Below are 15,542 nucleotides of genomic sequence, written 5' to 3'. Positions count from 1 at the left end.
AACGCCCGTCAAAAACGCTAAAATCCAATGAGCTACTCTTTTTTCTCAAACCCATACTCCACAAGACTTTCAGGCTATCTTGCCCCTGGTGACAGCTTCGCTATATTTACCCCAGAATGGAAAAATTACAGATAAAGCAGTCAAATTGTTGTATGCTGCCAAATCTCTGTGAAGGCAAATCACGATAGGAACTAACTACAAAGCGGTCATCACCATTGCCGAGTGCTGTTTCGACCATTTGGGCAATGCCATCCACTCCCCAGCCGTCAAACCCACGCGACCATAGTTCCCGACACAACCAACCTTCACCACACCCTATATCTAAAAACGTTTGTGGTTTTAGCTCAACTATGGCTTCTATAATCGCTTTGTCTGTGACCAAAACGCGGCTTTCTAAAAGCTTTTGTTGAACTACACGCATCCACGGTTTGGCATTTAGCTCCCATGAACAGAGGATTTGTTGTTCGTTTGTGTCCATAGTTCAACTTCTTAGTCCAAAATTTCACCATTTTTCTGCTGACAATTTAGCCTGAAGTTTGGTTACGGGCTTTTATTGCATTCACTTTTGAACGTTCTTCAGGAGTCAACTGTTTCCAAACAGCAGATTTATATTCTTTAGTCCAGACTGATGCTAATTGCTCAATCATGTCCCAGGATTGCTCCGCAATACACTCCCTAATCAGTTCCACATTAGAGATTAGTTCCTCTGTTTCATTTGTAAATAGGGGTTTAGCAGATTTTGGCTTTTCACAGGGTTGACCATTGACTGGTTGTTGTGACGCTGCTGCATCATCTTGTGGACAAGCCCCGTCAGCACCATCGCTCGACTGCTGGCCTGATTCTGTTGTCAATAAGCTCTCTGGCATAGCAATAAGCTCGGATGGCACAGCAGTCTCCACACCAGTTGAATCGGCTGGAGTGCTTGCTGCCACTTCATCGCACACCGACCACACCAGTTTGTCCACCTCTAATTCATGATCACAATCAACATTGGGATTGATATCTGATTTTGGCTTCTCATTCCCATCCCAATCTTGATCAGCCGAATCGACATTGACATTGATATTTGATTTTGGTTGTTGATCTAGATCGGGTTTTTGTTGACCCCACAGATTTTTTTCATCCGACCCCTCATAACTGGTGTGGTTGGTGTGGAAGTCTTGATTTATCTGGCTTTGTTGGTGTGGATTTGATGTGGAATTTGGTGTGGAATTTTCCCTTATTGCTATGGGTGTGCCAGTTATTGACATTGGCACATTATCAAAACTAATTCCTTGCAGTGCTTGTAATTTCCGCTTACCCGATGGGTGAGGAACAGTGGTTAATTTGGCTTTGGGGAATAATGCTTTAATTCTGGGTAGGGCTTGGTTAATCGCCTTGACTGTTTTATCGCTGGGCTTGGACTGTTCCTGCCAAATCGCTTTCACCTTGCCATTGCTAGATTCTTCAAATGACAAAGTACCGTTGTCAATGTACCAATCCTCTAGACGTTGCCAGATATCAAAAGCAGTGACAATACCCGAAGGGTTATAAGCCAGCCCTGTGTCCTTACAGAATTGGAACAGGTGTGAATTTTCTGCCTGAATCTCCTCCAAGGCTTGCTGAGTACAGCTGTAGTCAATGCCCTCAACGATTAATGCCTGTAGTCCAGCAATCATTTTGTTTAAAAATGCCGGGGCAACACACTCACGCACAAAATCCACGTCATAAGCGAACCGGGGGTCAGCTAGTAACTCATCGGGGTTGTTGGGGTCAGGATTGGTCTTAAATGTTTTGCGGAACAGCAGGGCGGTGATGCGGTCGATAGTGGCTTGAATTGTGCCGTGCAATGGCGGGGTTTCATTCAAGTTAAAGATGCCGATGGCTCTGGGGTCAAATTCGATGTGGTCTTTGCCTTTGCGTTCTGAGTGTAAGACGTTACCAGTCGCAAATAGCTTCAGCGATTGAATTTTATCGAGTCGTGTGGTTTGTGGGTTTTCTGATGCCCAATTCACCCGACTGTTGACCAGGGGAGCTAAGGCAAATTTCCGCCCTTCATCGTAAGCCACAAAGTCAGCTAGGGAACAGCTGGTCATACCTTGATGACCGAAAATAGTAGATACTACCTGTCTAATGGAATCCTTACCGTTTGCACCCAATCCGCAAGCCAGTATGACCTTTGTTTCTCGTCCGCGACGCTTGCGAACTTCCAATAAATCAAGACTCGCCCCCAAGTTCCTTAATAAGATTTGCTGTTGTGGTTCATCTAGACATTCCAGCAGGCGATCGCAGTGGCTTGAATCCGCCTTGGGGTCATACTTCACCAATGGCTCATAAGTATAGAAGTGCTTGTCTGGGTCGTGTTCTTCTAAGACTGGCTGGGGTATTGGGGATAACCAGTCAATGGCTAACACGCCATTGGTACAGTTAACCCCTGGGGGATTGAGTAATTGTGGGTCAATTTCGACTCGCAGCTTCACCCACTCCAGCAACTCTTTGACCTTGTTGGGTTTGGCGTAGGGGTAGGTGATGACAAAGTTATCGCCGTTTTTCTTGATGACCGAATAGGAATTGCAATAATTGGTGATCCGCCGACGCTCAACAGCATCGGGTGAGTGTCTGTAGCCTTTGCCATGCCAGTAGTACAGCTTGCCATCGGCACAGATCCATTTTGTTTCGCCGTAAAGGGTGTTAAAACCTTTTTGTAGGAATGTGCTGTCCGGCTCGGAGTCCAAATCCGCAACATCTATTGTGTTTTGGGCTAGTTGTTGTTGCTGTTGGGCTGTAACTTCTGCAATCTGCTGAAGTAGTAGCTCTACTAATTCATCGCCTGTCATGCCTGACTCAAAAATGTCTGCTATGTCTCCTTTATCTTGCAGGCTGGGTTGAATTCTTAGCAAGTCGATGGCAACAAAATTTACTCCGGCTTGGTGACAAATCTCTTTGATTCGCTGTTGTTTCTTCCAGCCAGTTTCGTCATTATCAGTGCAGTAAGCCAGTAAAAAATCTTTACCTGTACTGTGCTGGATTTGGGTTAATGAATGGAGTATGTCACCGTCAGAACTGCTGCCTACCCAAGTAATGCTGGCTAAGTTTTGTAATCGGCTGGCTTCGACGCATTTTTCACCTTCATGGGCCAGCAGTATGGGGATGCCATCTGTGGCTTTAATGATGGCGATCGCTTCTTCTTGTCTGTAAGCTGGCCATTTTCCTTCTTTCTTCCAGGCAATCTTATTAGTTATGGGGTCAATTCGGCTGACGGAGAATGTTTTGACTCTGCCTTTGGGGACAGCAGCACAGGAACAAGAAAATCTGTGTGCCTTCCGCCCATTGCCATAGTCGTATTCAATAACTGTGATTTCTTTTAGTTCCTCTGCTGTGGCTCCTGAATCCGATAGCCTGATGGCAACGGATTTAGGAACGAAATCGGGGGTTACAGGTTGTGGCGTGGTGATATCACTCCTTAGCCTACATACCTTTAACTGTGATGGGTCGAGATTTAAAACCTTGGGTGGGAAGGCTAGTTTTTTCGCCGTCAGGGGCTTGAATCTCGGTAGTGGTGTGTAAGTACCAAGTTTTCTTTCTTCTAATACCTCACTCCAAGGCTTGATTGCTTCTCGAATATCTCGGTGAAGGCAGTCATTGTAACAACTGTATTTGCCGTTACTGGGGTTGATGCTGAGGTTATGACCACCACAAGCTGGGCAGATGTATTTATTTTTCTCTTTGGCTGGTTCTAGCTGGTCTACGAAATTCCGAATATCGAAGGAAGCGATCGCTGTTTCATGGGGGAATTGTGCAACCATTACGCGATACCTCCCTTAACAATATTTAATTGTTGACCATTGCTTAATCGGTAATTTTGTGATTCTTGGGCTGCGACTGATGCGTAGTGTCGCTTACCACGAGTGGCTGAGTCATTAAATAGCGATAATTGCACTTCCTGTTCCTCCATTAACTATGTGTTTTGGAGGAATTGGAGCTATCCTTTACCGTAATTTTTTATACAAGTTATCAGAGGTTATCCCCCTGAAAATTCCTGAATTGCTCTTTCTATTTGGGTGGCCAGTGTTACAATGGCTTAATACTCCAAAATGTGAGATAAAATTACTGGTAGGGATATTAATTAGGCGGCGAAACCCAATCCCCAATTCCAATTGAATAGAACTCGGAAAACCTCGGTCTCCCAACGGGAAACGGGGTTTTCACCTTTTAACCTATTTGTACTTGGATAGCCAAGCCCTAACAAAGTTATTGACTTCCAACTCTGGAATGACAAATGCACTGCCTTTCCTCCTGAGAACTAGAACTCTCATATCTCCTATTTCCGTATAAAGATGTTCCTTATGATTTGGTGATGCCTTGGTGGGAGGACATAAAACCAAAACTTTTGCTGTTGGTGTTTTTGTTGCCTCACGGGAGGTCATCAAAAACTTATCTCTATTCTTGTTGAGCCACTTTTCATAATCTGCTAACTCAACCAGTGGGCAAGGTTTCCATATTTTCAATCCATTATTATCCTTGCGCTTGACCTGTAACACCTCCCTTGCTTCGTTGTAGACAATTTCTCTATCTCCTTTTGACCGGATTGAGATCAACAGGTGAGTTGTTTGTGGAAATCTCACAAACAAGTCGATAGGGTTGTTGTTCTCTACTGGTAGTGTTGGATAAACTAGGACTCCTTCTTTCTCAAATTCATGGAAAATTGAAGTGCCTATTCTTTCTAACCGTACCAGTTTTTGAGTTACTACCAACGGCTTGTAAGCCAATCCAAAAATTAACCAACCAGCCGGATGGAACATACCACCTGCACCCACCGCCAAACCACTAGCCGCTAGAGCAAGGGTGGATTGATAGTCTATTGCCTCCCTAATTTTGTCAAACGCTGCTTGGTTACAAAGTGGGGGTTGAAAATTTGCTGGTGGGTCTTTGAGGGTAGTCATTGGAGACTTGAAAGATTAATGATGATTTGAAATCAGCACTTCTGTACTGATAGTAATGCTTGATACTGCATTTTTAAACAGGTAGCTATCTATTAGCGTTATGCTTGACGATCGCTTGCCTCTACTCTTTTATAAGCAGGAGGATATTTAGAGGGGAATTTAGCCCTTACGGCCTGCTCTACAAGGAACGCTACGAGATTAGCTGTCGCTCTACCTTCTTCATCAGCCCATATTTGCAAATCTTCATAAACTGCATCAGGTAAAACAATAGTTGTTCTTTTAGTCATGTCGATGAAAGCTTCTGTATTCATCGATTCTATCCTCATGTAGTAATTAAATTAGCTAATTTCATGCTATCGCATTATTTTTTCATGCGATTCTATGCTAACATATCATTAACAAAACCAAAAACAGTCACCCAACAAAGGCGATAGAAGCCAGAAAGTGAAGTTTAGGCTTACCAATACCTGGATGTGTGGATTTAAGGCACTTCAGCCGATAAATTCTCCAAAGCCAGATAATTAAAGACTTTTACCAACCATCAGAACCATGACAACCACATACGCCAATGCCGCAAATTGGCTAGTTCAAGCAGACCAGCTTGCCAATTCTGGGCTAACTGCTCTAATTGCAGGTAAAGACCCAGGCGCAGGGTACGGCAAGGCAGATTATGGTGATTTTTGCATCATGATGCCTGCTGCATACTCATTAGTTCGCAATCGCAACATTCGCCATCACGAAACCATATCGAAAGATGGCGCATGGGTGCATTATGTCGAAGGGAAGCGTCTGGACTTAAAAGACACACAATTCTTTTGGGGCAGTGCAGCGATCGCACAAAGTGACCATACCCTACTGCACGAAGATAAAGCGAAAAAAGCAGAACTGGCATTAGAAAGCATCCTTGCAGACTTAGCAGTTCTGAACATCCCCGATGGGATGAAGCTAGAAATCAGCTTGAGCAACCACAACCCACAACGTTGGGCGGAAGAAATTAAACGCAGAGTGCAAGGTACTCACACCTTCCAGCACAAACACCCCGTCAATCGTGAGATTGTTACCAAAACAGTTTCCATTGTAGTCACAGGCATTTATCCAGAGGGGTTTGGCAGCATCGCCTACTGCTTATTTGGTGAACCAACCCTAACCCTTGAAGAATCAGAAATAGCTATCGCCCTTGATATCGGTTCTTCAACTTGGCTTGGCACAGTTTTTAACGGCAATGGCGCAGTTATAAACCAACATTTGATTGAAGGTGGATGTGGGCAACTGCACTCAATGATTGCAGAAGCTCTTGACAAACGAAACGACCCAATGAGCCTAATTTCTAAGGAAGTAAAACATTCAGCAAGTTTAGTTAACCGAGGGATTTTAGAAAGTACTTTTACTTATGGAGGTAATCACCTTACAGGCAAGAATTTTGAAATTGAATATGCCCAATGTCTGGATGAATGGTGGTCGAATCGCATTGAAAAATTCGCTAACTTTGTCACGAGTGGCAATTATTTAGACCGTGCAAAATACCTTGTTGCTTGGGGCGGTGGTGTCTCCCTGCCAGTAGTGGATCAAAATCTTGCTGACTTGGGATTCGTGGTTTTAGAAAATCCCCAATTTATCAATGCTTTTGGATTGAAGCTATTAACGGAAATATCCACAGGAGCTTAATTAATGAATTACGAATCTCGGCGTATAACCATCTCTTACTTAGCGGTTATTGAATTGTGCCAGATGTTCAATATCCCCCAGGATGCCCCAACACAAGCCCTATCAGCAGCAATAGAAAAGCTGATTTTTCAAGGTGGTATTGGTGTACATACCCCTCCAAAAAATCAAAATTCTCCATCAACAGCAATTCAACCGAATAAGACCGGACTAGCCACTATGGCTTCTCAGTTTAAGGGAGTGGCTTCATGAATAACTTAAATCCAGTCTATGACTCAACTCTACTAACCAATTCCAAGGTTTACCAAATCGACCGGACGCTGTATCAGTACCTCTATCAAACCGGAACAAGAGAGCATCCTAAATACCACTTTCGCCCTCTGGCTGGGCAAAGAAAGCTGATTTATTGCTAAATCACAAGTCTTTAACTACTCGCTGTTATGAAGTCTCAGGGATGAGTACGAATGCTTCGGTCATCAGTCAAGAATCACTGCAATTATCAATTTTTTGAGGTGAATTATGAACACTCAGCCACTACCCGAATTGATTGCACAAGCCCAACAATTAGTAACCCAAATTCGGCAGCATCCACAGTATCAAGGCTTACGTTTTGATTGTGATGTAACCCTTGGGGACGTAAGCCAATTTTTCAACACACTGCAATGGTCAGCAGCAGCTTCAACTGTGGACGTTTCAAGAGAAGGATTTTTTCAATGATAAGGAGATCGGTCGCTTGACTGGACACCGAGCGACCACTCCGAATGGCATCTACGCATCATAGACACAAAAGGATTGTAAATCATGACGAAACCGCTTGGATACTATTGCGCTCTAACACCGGGAGATGGCAGTTATTTAGACTGGCTTCAAGATACTTATGGTTCTTGCCTTGAAGGTATTAATCGCATTGAAAAACTGCACTTTTTAAAAGCGATAACTGAAAACTTAATTGCTGCTGAAATCGCTACACAAGGGCAATATTTATTAGAAGAATCAGCCCAAACAATCCAAAAACTTCAAGAGGATTTGTATCAGTACACGCCAATAGGCGACCACTTGGGACTGGCAGAAGCAATTATCAATCAACTTAAATACCAACGCTAAGGAGAACCGCAGAATGGATTTTGCAATACGTAATCCAGTAATGAGTCATGCCAGCCACATTGATGAAAAGGCGCAAACCTGGGGCGGATTTAATGCAGATATTTTGAGTTATCTTTCAGACATTAACAAGCTAGAACAGTTTGCAGATTACGCTAATAACGCCCAAGAATTAGCGGACAGATTAGAGCCATTTTTGGATAATGCCAAAGTGGTTTTTGAGGCAATGGAGAAACTGACCAAAGGACAAGTAACTTGGACAGAACTAAGAAAGCAATACGGTTCTCATGTTGCTACTGCCATCGCCAAGATTCGCAAGTTAAATTCTGAGTTCGATTCGGAGATGAGCCGCGTAGATGCCCAAGACAGAGCCGACCTGTTGCGAATTGACCAAAAACGTAAACACGCACTAGCTGAAGTGGCTGCACAATTACACCACGATTTACAGGCAGAATTGTGGAGACATGAGAACAAAATCAGCAGCATAGAAAATAGACAAACTGTGCAAGCTCAACGGCAAGCAATCACCACAGGATTAAGAGAAAAACGCCAACAACTTTTAGCCCGTGCAAGGTATGGGACAAGGGCATTAGAACCCAATTCTTCACTACAGGAAGTAATACCATTTCAAGCCCAAAATTCAGCACCAACATCAAGTGTTTCTGCAACCGGAACAGTCAGAGGTTGGGGTGCAATGTTAGGAAATCTTTGGCAGAAGTTAGGCGACAGATAACTAGTTAGTTGAGAGGACACAGGCTGATGCTAGAAAGGAAACGAGATGAAGATCCTCATAGCGTCAGCCCTTTTTTATATGAAGGGCTGACACCTACACAAAAACAGCAACCATCCCAACCGCAACCATTACCAGAAAATAATAAAGCTAGAACACTTAGACGTGCTGGTAATGCTTGTGAAATTGTCGCTGGCGGTTGTCTAAACAGTGCAGTAATTTTCACCTTTCATCTGTTGCAAGTTCACCCTGTTGGAATGTTCTTAGCGGTAGGCACTGCACACCTGTATTTTACTGCCACTGCAACGGGTGAAGAATTCAACAATTTTGTCACCAATTTAATGACAGGTTGCAGTGCATCATTAGCTCTATTTTGTGCGCTTAGTGAACCCATTAGTGAGTGGAATGAGGCTCGAACTTCTACAGCTACAGCTAAGACTTCTATTGAGTCAATTTATCAGCCAAAAACTGCGGGTGAATCAAGTTGGTTTCACGGTGCTGGAGTGGCCATATTTATAGCGATATTAATGATTTTTCTGTTTGGTGGTGGTAAGAGTAAATGAATTACTTAAGTGAGAAACATCAACAGTTAGAACAATCTCAGCAATCGCGTTTCATGAAATGGTTTGGTCAGTTGTCAATGGATAGGAAAGCCGTTGCAATTGGGCTAAGTTTAACTGTCGGTCTTGCCTCAGCTGCATTAGCATGGCAGGGGGAATCAAGCGATCGCATTTACTTCTGCATTAAAACCCCTTTAAAAGCATTTGTGTGCAATGACAGTAATAACCGACCTTTCCGCATGACTCCTTACTACTGGGAGCAGTGGCAGTTAGACGGAATGCCCCCCCAAGTAGTGAGAGATCCAGCCAGGGGAATCAACGGGCTAGTCAGGGCAAGCAATCCAAACAAACCAATATTTGCTACAGCTGCATTTTTGGGGTTTGCCCTGGCTGGGTGGATGCTGCGCCACTGCCAGGACGAGGAGAAACAGAGGGCAGTTTTTGTTGACATCGCCCAAAAACGGGATGCAGCAAGAGCAGAAATGGCAGCACGGAGCGAGTTGTTAGACAGTTACAGAGATGTTGCTATTAAAGAAGTGGAGTTGCAGGCTGACTTAGATTTAATCGCCAATGACCGCACTGTTGACATTCAAAAAGCGGAGATTTACGCCAACACTGAAATTGAAGTTACTCAAATGGAGGCATCTGAGGCAATCTTTGAAGCGCAAACGGCGGGGATGACTGAGCAACAGAAGGCAGAGTATATTAAGCATCTACGCAACACGAAAACGCCTTATCTGCAAGGTACTCAGACTTTACAGGGGACGATTGACCCCAACGATAAGGTGGAAGCATCAGCAGACCTTGCAGCGATCGCCCAGGGCGACAAATATCGCTGGCTCAAAAACACCATCGGCTACCCCACGCTGATATTTGGGGGCATGGGTGCGGGTAAATCATGGACTACCAGAGAAATTATCTGGCATAAGCGTACTGCTGGCTGGAATCAAATCTTTGTACTTGACCCGCACGGTACTGATGTGGAATGGCGCGGTGTACAGTTGATTACTGGCTACAGGGAAATAGCCGACTTCATGCAATGGTACATGGCGGAAATGCGCCGCCGTTACAAAGCCTATCGTGAAAGTGGAATGGTTGAGGAGCAATGGACGCAACACTTAAGAGACACAAATCAACATTTCTGTGTAGTCGCTGAGGAGTTTACAACTTGGACAGATAATATAACTGAGCCAATGCCAGATGATTGTGACGATGAAAAATGGAAGCCCGACCCTGATTTTGTTGGTAAATGGTTTCGCTGTGCTATGACCGAATCTCGTAAACAGTTGATGATTCCTTTGTTTGTTGCCCATGACCGCACAATGGAAATTTTAGCCAAAGCCAAAGGGTTATCAAAACTTAGAGATGCGGCTTTATTAGAGATTGAGTTAATCGCACAAGTTGACCCAATTACTACAGAGGCTAAAGCATCGGGTCTGGGCAAAATTAAACTACCAGGGCATGGTCAATGGTTGCCTATTGAACTGCCCAAACTCGACCACAAGCGGATTGATTTTATGGTTGATAAATCGGTGAAATCTCATGAACCGCCGCCCATTGATAAAGCCACTTTAGAGCGCATTTATGAACTGGAATTTAACATCGGTGGCAAGACTGATGATCCCAAAGAACCCCCCAATAAATTATCACCAATGGCACAAAAATTGTATGAATATCTCACCCGTACAGAGCGAATAGAAGCTGATGTAAGAGAGTTCAAAGGTAATTTTAAAGTGAACGGTGAGAGATTTAGTGTTGAGCAAATTAAGGGCTGGATGTACGAAATTGTGGGGGCAGGTATGGCTGAATGGATAGGCGAGGGGGTTATCAAGCTCAATCAAATTTGACTGCGATTGGTGTCTTGTGTCTAGCCCCAAAAACGCGCTTTTTTCGCGGACACTCCTCACTAGACACTACAGACACTAAAGCCCAAAACCCTTATACAGCACAGACACCACGAGACACCACACCAGACACCGCCCAGACACCAAGTGTCTCAGTAGTGTCCGCTAGACACCAATAATAAATACCCAAATAAATAGCCATTTATTATTAGATAATTATCAATATCATGCTGATAATTGTAATTGTTTTTTATTTTAAAAAGGAAGAATGATTTAAATGGAATTTCCAAGTTATGAACTTTGTTTAACTACATCCAATATTTCCTGAAGTGTAAAGTAAATATAGTAAAATATTGGAACTCCGTTAATTTCTATAGTGCCGTATTTTCGATGGGGACGACCTTCATTATCTTTATCTAAAAATTTAGGGTTGGGTTCATGTCCCCGATAATTTGCAGGAAGATTTACCAATTGAATTGGAGTACATCGTTCGTCAAAAGTGATACTCCATTTAACTTTTAATTTTAATTTACCATCAGAGCCGCGTTCTAAGTCATGAAATAAGTTATCATAAAAATAACTTATTTGAATTTCTTGGTAATCCTTCTCTGTAATAACCTTTGAATAGGATAATTGAGTTGCATTAACACCAGGAGATATTTTAAGAAAGAAATCATCTACTTGCTGAAAAATATAGCGTTCTATACTATCTTTCTGCTTCTCGTTAGCAAAAGATATAAAAGGAACATAAATACTTTGAAAATGTGTATCAGACGAGCGAGTTCCAATAGTATCTAAATCAGACTTCATAGGTCACTTTCCAAATAAATATTTTGAATTAAAAAAAAGTTAGCTTTAAATATTTTTATACCTTTCAGGTCTATTTCTGGAGCAATTTCACCTAATGGGTTAGATGGCTCTACCTTATAATAATAAGGAATAAAAAATTCATTAGCATAAATTTGATGTGTTTGCTGGAGTGCATATTCATATGTTAGCTGTTTGATTAGGTCGTTTCTATATTTTTTAGCTGATTTTGGAGGCAATTTCTTACTTTTATAAAAAGCTATTGGAATATCTTTATAATCAATAATTTTTATAAAATTAGTTTCTGTTAAACTATTATCTTCTTTTCCAAGTTGGCTTTTCAAAATCAAATCAGGACGTATAAAACGATGCAACGATTGACTTCTATCTCGTTTTTCAAGGGATTTATTATTATATCTAGGATGTGAGTAAACAAATTTTCGCTCACTTAAATTAAAAGTAATGCAAAGTAGTTCATCCCAGTTAAATTTTTCTCCAACTTTACTTGAAGATTTAGGAATATTTGAGCTGGTGGAGTAAACCCATTGATTAAAATTTCCACCTCCGCCATTAATTGTGCGATTTCCAACCCGATTTTTTTCTTCTTCTTTTCTTAGCGGGTTAACATAGCCTTTTAAAGCAATGTCCATATCTGCATAACAAATTTCATCCCGGTGTTCTTTTAAAAAATACGTATGACACATATCTTCCCAAATTAGAGAAAACCCATACATACCCCAAAATTCACCATCTCCTTGCTCAGGATTTAGCTCACCATATAGAAATGTTTCAACAGCTTCGTAAAGTTCCCAATAATCAGCATCTTTATAGTACGTATTTTTATCTATTTTATCTAAAACTTCTTTGAGGATTTTAATAGTATCCTCAAAAGTATCTTTGTCAAAAAGAGACTGGTTGCTAGTTAGGTAATCATCCTTGAAAGATTGACCTAGAAAGCGGATATCTTGACTACGTGCTTTAATATTATTTGGTACATCACCCTTTAACTGCTCTACAATTTCATCAAGAATATAACAATATAAATTCACAATATCAGTGCTTTCATAGCGTAAAGTCAAACGTGGTAGATCCATAGCCTCAACATAAATTACATCTCCATTTTGACTATCACTTAGATAGATAGCACGATCTAGATATTTGTGAATCTGAGAATAGTCAATATCTTCACTAAGTCTAACTTTTTTTTGAATTGAGTTGATTGTCAGATCATCATAGGCTTCTATAACTCGCTCAATCATTTTTATTTTACTGTAGAGTACGCAAACATCTCCTTCCTCAGTTTGTATCTTGACTCCACCAGATGAAAGGGTCGTTTGATCCTGATATTGTTGAAAGTCCGGTTTGTTGATTTTGAATCGGTTGCTGTTTAAATTATCGCGCTCAAACTTGCGAAAGGTGCGATACATCTTGAAGAATAAATCTCGTATTGCATCAAAGTCACCCTCTGGAAAATCATCGAAGCCATTTGGCAAACAAAATTCAAAATTGTTTCCTAATTTAGACTTGCGAATGCCAATAAAAAAATCGTTAGAGCCTTTAACTAACTTAAAGCTTGAAAAGTCAAACATGGAATGTAAAGAAAGATGGTACTATCTACTATTTTTTATTTGAAACTATTTTTTACTACTTAAATTTATTATATTTTCAATGAAATTATTATGTAATTTAGTAAAATCTCCGAAAGTTACTAAACTATCTTTTGTTACTTTTAGAAGCTCAACTAGTGGCTTTTTATCACGATTAAAAACGCTATCCCACAAGAAGAACATTAGTTTATTCTGAATTTTTTCAGCAGTTACAGGCTGTTTAATGAAGTAATAACCGATTTGCTTGTCCTCAATTCCACGAATCGAGGCATGATGGCTTTTGATAAAATTATTAAGGTTGGCAATGAGATTTTTCCATTCATTATCGTCTAGGATTCCCCCTTTTCCATACGTCGCCATAGCAGGTTTACTCTCATCCCAGTTCACAAATTCCCAGTCCCAACGACGTTTAAATGCACTATCCATGAAATAAATAGAGCTATCAGAAGTATTCATAGTAGCAAGTATAGATAAGTTAGGAGGAATTCTAATAACTCTATTTACTAAATCAAATTTTAAAAAATCAATTTTCTTTTGTAATGTTTCTAGCTTGGCAACTCCATCATAAGGTTGCAATCTATACTCATTAATATTCCCTCTTTCATCATAACCAAATTTGGTTCCCATCAATTCTAATAACTTAAGAAATTCAATTGCAGTTAAATTAAGTCCGTAACTTGACCAACCATCATCATCTCTATCTAAAAGCTGAAAAACAGTACCAAATATAGCAGAGGAATTACCTCTATTAATTTCATCAATCACAAGAGCAACATTTTTTGGTTGATTGAGTTGTTTACCTTCTTTATCGTAAGCTTCCTTAATATTCTTGTAAGCCTGAGATAGTGCTTTGAGAAAATGCCCTTCATAATAGTTGTACTCTACTTTCCCAGATCTCGTAATCGGTACTAATTTACCCATGAAGTCTCCATAGGTATATTCTGGGTGAAAAACTGTTTTGATAACGTTTTCTGGATTTACAGATTCATCTATACTCAACCACTTAGGTATAATTTCTGAAATAATTTTGTGGCTTTTGCCAGTTCCAGGGCTACCAAAAAGAATTCTCTGAATGGGTTGATTCATTATTGCTGACATAAGATTATAAATAATTGTTATTCTTAGTGTTCCCATTCTTGAGCAGCCATGAATAACTTTGAAGAAAGTTTTTTGTCTGCTTATAAGAAAGAAGCTGTTTGTAAAAGCTGTGATTGCGCTTTGGCAGACTACCATTCGGCGATTCCTGCCTCCTTTCGGCAAGAGGTAGACGAGTGCCTGGGCAATTACGTACGTCCCTGAAGCGGTGGCTCAGAAGATTCTGGCACTTAAAACCTCCTAACTCACACGAATGTCACTGATTACCTATAAACTGAATACAACTAAAAATAAACTTGAAGTATGACGAATTAATCGATTCATGACTAAGCCCTTCAAAGGAGAAACCCGATACCGTCATGATTGGTCAGTGACCCTCTGTACCGACCCAGAAGGTCAAGGCTTTTACGCGCAATGCACTTCGCCAAAAGGCTTAGTTCTTTGCACAGATATCTACAGTGACAAAGGTTTAGTTTGGCAACAAGGTTATGAGCTAGTAGATCGGACAATCCACGAAGAACAAACCCGTCGTTACAATGCCGTCGCCCTGCCTCTGACTCTTGCATTGTTATATGTGTCTGGAGGGGATGAGTACGGTGAGTTAGGCAACGAACAATGTTTTAAAGGTAGGCGTGCCTGGAAAAGCTATGACTTCGATGTTTTAGATTTACTCACTACTGCTGGATTCATAGAAGAACAACGCTATCCTCAACAAGTTAAGTCGGTAGTTTTAACGCCAAAGGGAATTAAGGAAGCAAGACGATTTTTACAAGGATTGAATTTGGATGGGGTCAAGGAGTTTCTTGGCACTCTTGCTGAACACGATGATTTACCAGATGAATCAGAGAATGAATAAAGCAAATAAATTTGTCACCAAGGGCTGCTGTTCAAAATTGATATCACGAGCTTGATAGCGACAATTTATCAAACGGGATAGATAAGCAAGTACAGAAAATTTTGATAGCAATATTGCTATCAACTATTGTCATCCCTACTTCTGCTCAACACACCCTGTCACACCCTAACCCCAAAAGATGGATAGTGGTGTTCGTTACTGTCACCGCCCTATTCGTTTACCGTCAGATCACGTACTGACTCGTCAATCCTTACACTTTCATCGCCGAAAATTTCGAGATATCGCCCGACTTGACTGTAAATCATCTGACAAATACTCTTCAAACCCCTCCCCCCACCTTGTTGCGACATAGTGCGAC

Annotated in this window: 17 protein-coding genes; 9 read left to right on the top strand and 8 right to left on the bottom strand. The window is 41.3% G+C overall.

Going from position 1 to position 15,542, the window contains the following annotated elements; genetic code table 11:
• Nucleotides 1–106: 106 nt before the first annotated feature.
• The 5 genes from H6G74_RS28050 to H6G74_RS28035 all read right to left on the bottom strand — a co-directional run bounded on the left by H6G74_RS28050 (nt 107) and on the right by H6G74_RS28035 (nt 5,233).
• On the bottom strand, nt 107–478 hold the full coding sequence (locus H6G74_RS28050) for a class I SAM-dependent methyltransferase (RefSeq protein WP_242051370.1): 372 nt from the start codon (nt 476–478) through the stop codon (nt 107–109).
• A 46-nt stretch (nt 479–524) separates the two neighbouring features.
• A complete protein-coding gene (locus H6G74_RS28045) occupies nt 525–3,785 on the bottom strand; it encodes a DNA primase family protein (protein WP_190970858.1) in 3,261 nt (1,086 codons plus the stop codon).
• Complete coding sequence (locus tag H6G74_RS31660; protein ID WP_277927185.1) at nt 3,785–3,919, bottom strand: hypothetical protein; 135 nt, start codon at nt 3,917–3,919, stop codon at nt 3,785–3,787. Before H6G74_RS31660 ends, H6G74_RS28045 begins: the two co-directional genes overlap by 1 nt.
• A gap of 277 nt (nt 3,920–4,196) precedes the next feature.
• A complete protein-coding gene (locus H6G74_RS28040; protein ID WP_190970857.1) occupies nt 4,197–4,922 on the bottom strand; it encodes a hypothetical protein in 726 nt (241 codons plus the stop codon).
• A gap of 98 nt (nt 4,923–5,020) precedes the next feature.
• Nucleotides 5,021–5,233: a ribbon-helix-helix domain-containing protein gene (locus H6G74_RS28035; protein WP_242051369.1), complete on the bottom strand. Its 213-nt coding sequence runs from the start codon at nt 5,231–5,233 to the stop codon at nt 5,021–5,023.
• Between the two features lie 238 nt (nt 5,234–5,471).
• Here H6G74_RS28035 and H6G74_RS28030 point away from each other — a divergent pair, with 238 nt between their 5' ends.
• The 8 genes from H6G74_RS28030 to H6G74_RS27995 all read left to right on the top strand — a co-directional run bounded on the left by H6G74_RS28030 (nt 5,472) and on the right by H6G74_RS27995 (nt 10,822).
• Nucleotides 5,472–6,587, top strand: coding sequence for a ParM/StbA family protein (locus H6G74_RS28030; protein WP_190970855.1), 1,116 nt, complete (start codon nt 5,472–5,474; stop codon nt 6,585–6,587).
• A 3-nt stretch (nt 6,588–6,590) separates the two neighbouring features.
• The gene (locus H6G74_RS28025; protein ID WP_190970854.1) at nt 6,591–6,836 is read left to right on the top strand and encodes a hypothetical protein; all 246 of its coding nucleotides are present in this window, start codon (nt 6,591–6,593) and stop codon (nt 6,834–6,836) included.
• Nucleotides 6,833–6,997 carry a hypothetical protein gene (locus H6G74_RS31775; protein ID WP_313888522.1) on the top strand — a complete coding sequence of 55 codons (165 nt, stop codon included), beginning with the start codon at nt 6,833–6,835 and terminating at the stop codon, nt 6,995–6,997. Before H6G74_RS28025 ends, H6G74_RS31775 begins: the two co-directional genes overlap by 4 nt.
• Before the next feature lie 106 nt (nt 6,998–7,103).
• Nucleotides 7,104–7,301 (top strand): hypothetical protein, encoded by a 198-nt coding sequence (locus H6G74_RS28015; protein ID WP_190970853.1) that lies wholly within the window; start codon nt 7,104–7,106, stop codon nt 7,299–7,301.
• Between the two features lie 84 nt (nt 7,302–7,385).
• Nucleotides 7,386–7,688 carry a hypothetical protein gene (locus tag H6G74_RS28010; protein WP_190970852.1) on the top strand — a complete coding sequence of 101 codons (303 nt, stop codon included), beginning with the start codon at nt 7,386–7,388 and terminating at the stop codon, nt 7,686–7,688.
• Between the two features lie 13 nt (nt 7,689–7,701).
• Nucleotides 7,702–8,418: a hypothetical protein gene (locus H6G74_RS28005; protein ID WP_190970851.1), complete on the top strand. Its 717-nt coding sequence runs from the start codon at nt 7,702–7,704 to the stop codon at nt 8,416–8,418.
• A gap of 26 nt (nt 8,419–8,444) precedes the next feature.
• The gene (locus tag H6G74_RS28000) at nt 8,445–8,978 is read left to right on the top strand and encodes a hypothetical protein (protein WP_190970850.1); all 534 of its coding nucleotides are present in this window, start codon (nt 8,445–8,447) and stop codon (nt 8,976–8,978) included.
• Nucleotides 8,975–10,822 (top strand): hypothetical protein, encoded by a 1,848-nt coding sequence (locus tag H6G74_RS27995; RefSeq protein ID WP_190970849.1) that lies wholly within the window; start codon nt 8,975–8,977, stop codon nt 10,820–10,822. Before H6G74_RS28000 ends, H6G74_RS27995 begins: the two co-directional genes overlap by 4 nt.
• Before the next feature lie 288 nt (nt 10,823–11,110).
• Here H6G74_RS27995 and H6G74_RS27990 read toward each other — a convergent pair whose 3' ends face one another.
• Genes H6G74_RS27990 through H6G74_RS27980 form a run of 3 tightly spaced genes read right to left on the bottom strand, consistent with a single transcriptional unit; the run spans nt 11,111 to nt 14,466 of the window.
• Nucleotides 11,111–11,629 carry a hypothetical protein gene (locus H6G74_RS27990; RefSeq protein WP_190970848.1) on the bottom strand — a complete coding sequence of 173 codons (519 nt, stop codon included), beginning with the start codon at nt 11,627–11,629 and terminating at the stop codon, nt 11,111–11,113.
• Nucleotides 11,626–13,215, bottom strand: coding sequence for an LlaJI family restriction endonuclease (locus tag H6G74_RS27985; RefSeq protein ID WP_190970847.1), 1,590 nt, complete (start codon nt 13,213–13,215; stop codon nt 11,626–11,628). Before H6G74_RS27985 ends, H6G74_RS27990 begins: the two co-directional genes overlap by 4 nt.
• A 45-nt stretch (nt 13,216–13,260) precedes the next feature.
• Nucleotides 13,261–14,466: an McrB family protein gene (locus H6G74_RS27980; RefSeq protein WP_242051368.1), complete on the bottom strand. Its 1,206-nt coding sequence runs from the start codon at nt 14,464–14,466 to the stop codon at nt 13,261–13,263.
• Between the two features lie 184 nt (nt 14,467–14,650).
• Here H6G74_RS27980 and H6G74_RS27975 point away from each other — a divergent pair, with 184 nt between their 5' ends.
• Entirely contained in the window at nt 14,651–15,184 is a 534-nt protein-coding gene (locus H6G74_RS27975) for a DUF6429 family protein (protein WP_190970845.1), read from the top strand.
• Nucleotides 15,185–15,542: the final 358 nt, after the last annotated feature.

It is taken from the genome of Nostoc spongiaeforme FACHB-130 (assembly GCF_014698475.1).
GTDB classification, from domain to species: Bacteria; Cyanobacteriota; Cyanobacteriia; order Cyanobacteriales; family Nostocaceae; genus Nostoc_B; species Nostoc_B spongiaeforme.
Note: the sequence above shows the minus strand (reverse complement) of the source record. Positions and strands in the feature narration are given on the sequence as shown.

Bases quoted from the DNA above. Each gene is read 5' to 3' on its own strand.
- H6G74_RS28050 (WP_242051370.1), bottom strand. From the start codon at position 478: ATGGACACAAACGAACAACAAATCCTCTGTTCATGGGAGCTAAATGCC.
- H6G74_RS28045 (WP_190970858.1), bottom strand. From the start codon at position 3,785: ATGGTTGCACAATTCCCCCATGAAACAGCGATCGCTTCCTTCGATATT.
- H6G74_RS28040 (WP_190970857.1), bottom strand. From the start codon at position 4,922: ATGACTACCCTCAAAGACCCACCAGCAAATTTTCAACCCCCACTTTGT.
- H6G74_RS28035 (WP_242051369.1), bottom strand. From the start codon at position 5,233: ATGAATACAGAAGCTTTCATCGACATGACTAAAAGAACAACTATTGTT.
- H6G74_RS28030 (WP_190970855.1), top strand. From the start codon at position 5,472: ATGACAACCACATACGCCAATGCCGCAAATTGGCTAGTTCAAGCAGAC.
- H6G74_RS28025 (WP_190970854.1), top strand. From the start codon at position 6,591: ATGAATTACGAATCTCGGCGTATAACCATCTCTTACTTAGCGGTTATT.
- H6G74_RS31775 (WP_313888522.1), top strand. From the start codon at position 6,833: ATGAATAACTTAAATCCAGTCTATGACTCAACTCTACTAACCAATTCC.
- H6G74_RS28015 (WP_190970853.1), top strand. From the start codon at position 7,104: ATGAACACTCAGCCACTACCCGAATTGATTGCACAAGCCCAACAATTA.
- H6G74_RS28010 (WP_190970852.1), top strand. From the start codon at position 7,386: ATGACGAAACCGCTTGGATACTATTGCGCTCTAACACCGGGAGATGGC.
- H6G74_RS28005 (WP_190970851.1), top strand. From the start codon at position 7,702: ATGGATTTTGCAATACGTAATCCAGTAATGAGTCATGCCAGCCACATT.
- H6G74_RS28000 (WP_190970850.1), top strand. From the start codon at position 8,445: ATGCTAGAAAGGAAACGAGATGAAGATCCTCATAGCGTCAGCCCTTTT.
- H6G74_RS27995 (WP_190970849.1), top strand. From the start codon at position 8,975: ATGAATTACTTAAGTGAGAAACATCAACAGTTAGAACAATCTCAGCAA.
- H6G74_RS27990 (WP_190970848.1), bottom strand. From the start codon at position 11,629: ATGAAGTCTGATTTAGATACTATTGGAACTCGCTCGTCTGATACACAT.
- H6G74_RS27985 (WP_190970847.1), bottom strand. From the start codon at position 13,215: ATGTTTGACTTTTCAAGCTTTAAGTTAGTTAAAGGCTCTAACGATTTT.
- H6G74_RS27980 (WP_242051368.1), bottom strand. From the start codon at position 14,466: ATGGTAGTCTGCCAAAGCGCAATCACAGCTTTTACAAACAGCTTCTTT.
- H6G74_RS27975 (WP_190970845.1), top strand. From the start codon at position 14,651: ATGACTAAGCCCTTCAAAGGAGAAACCCGATACCGTCATGATTGGTCA.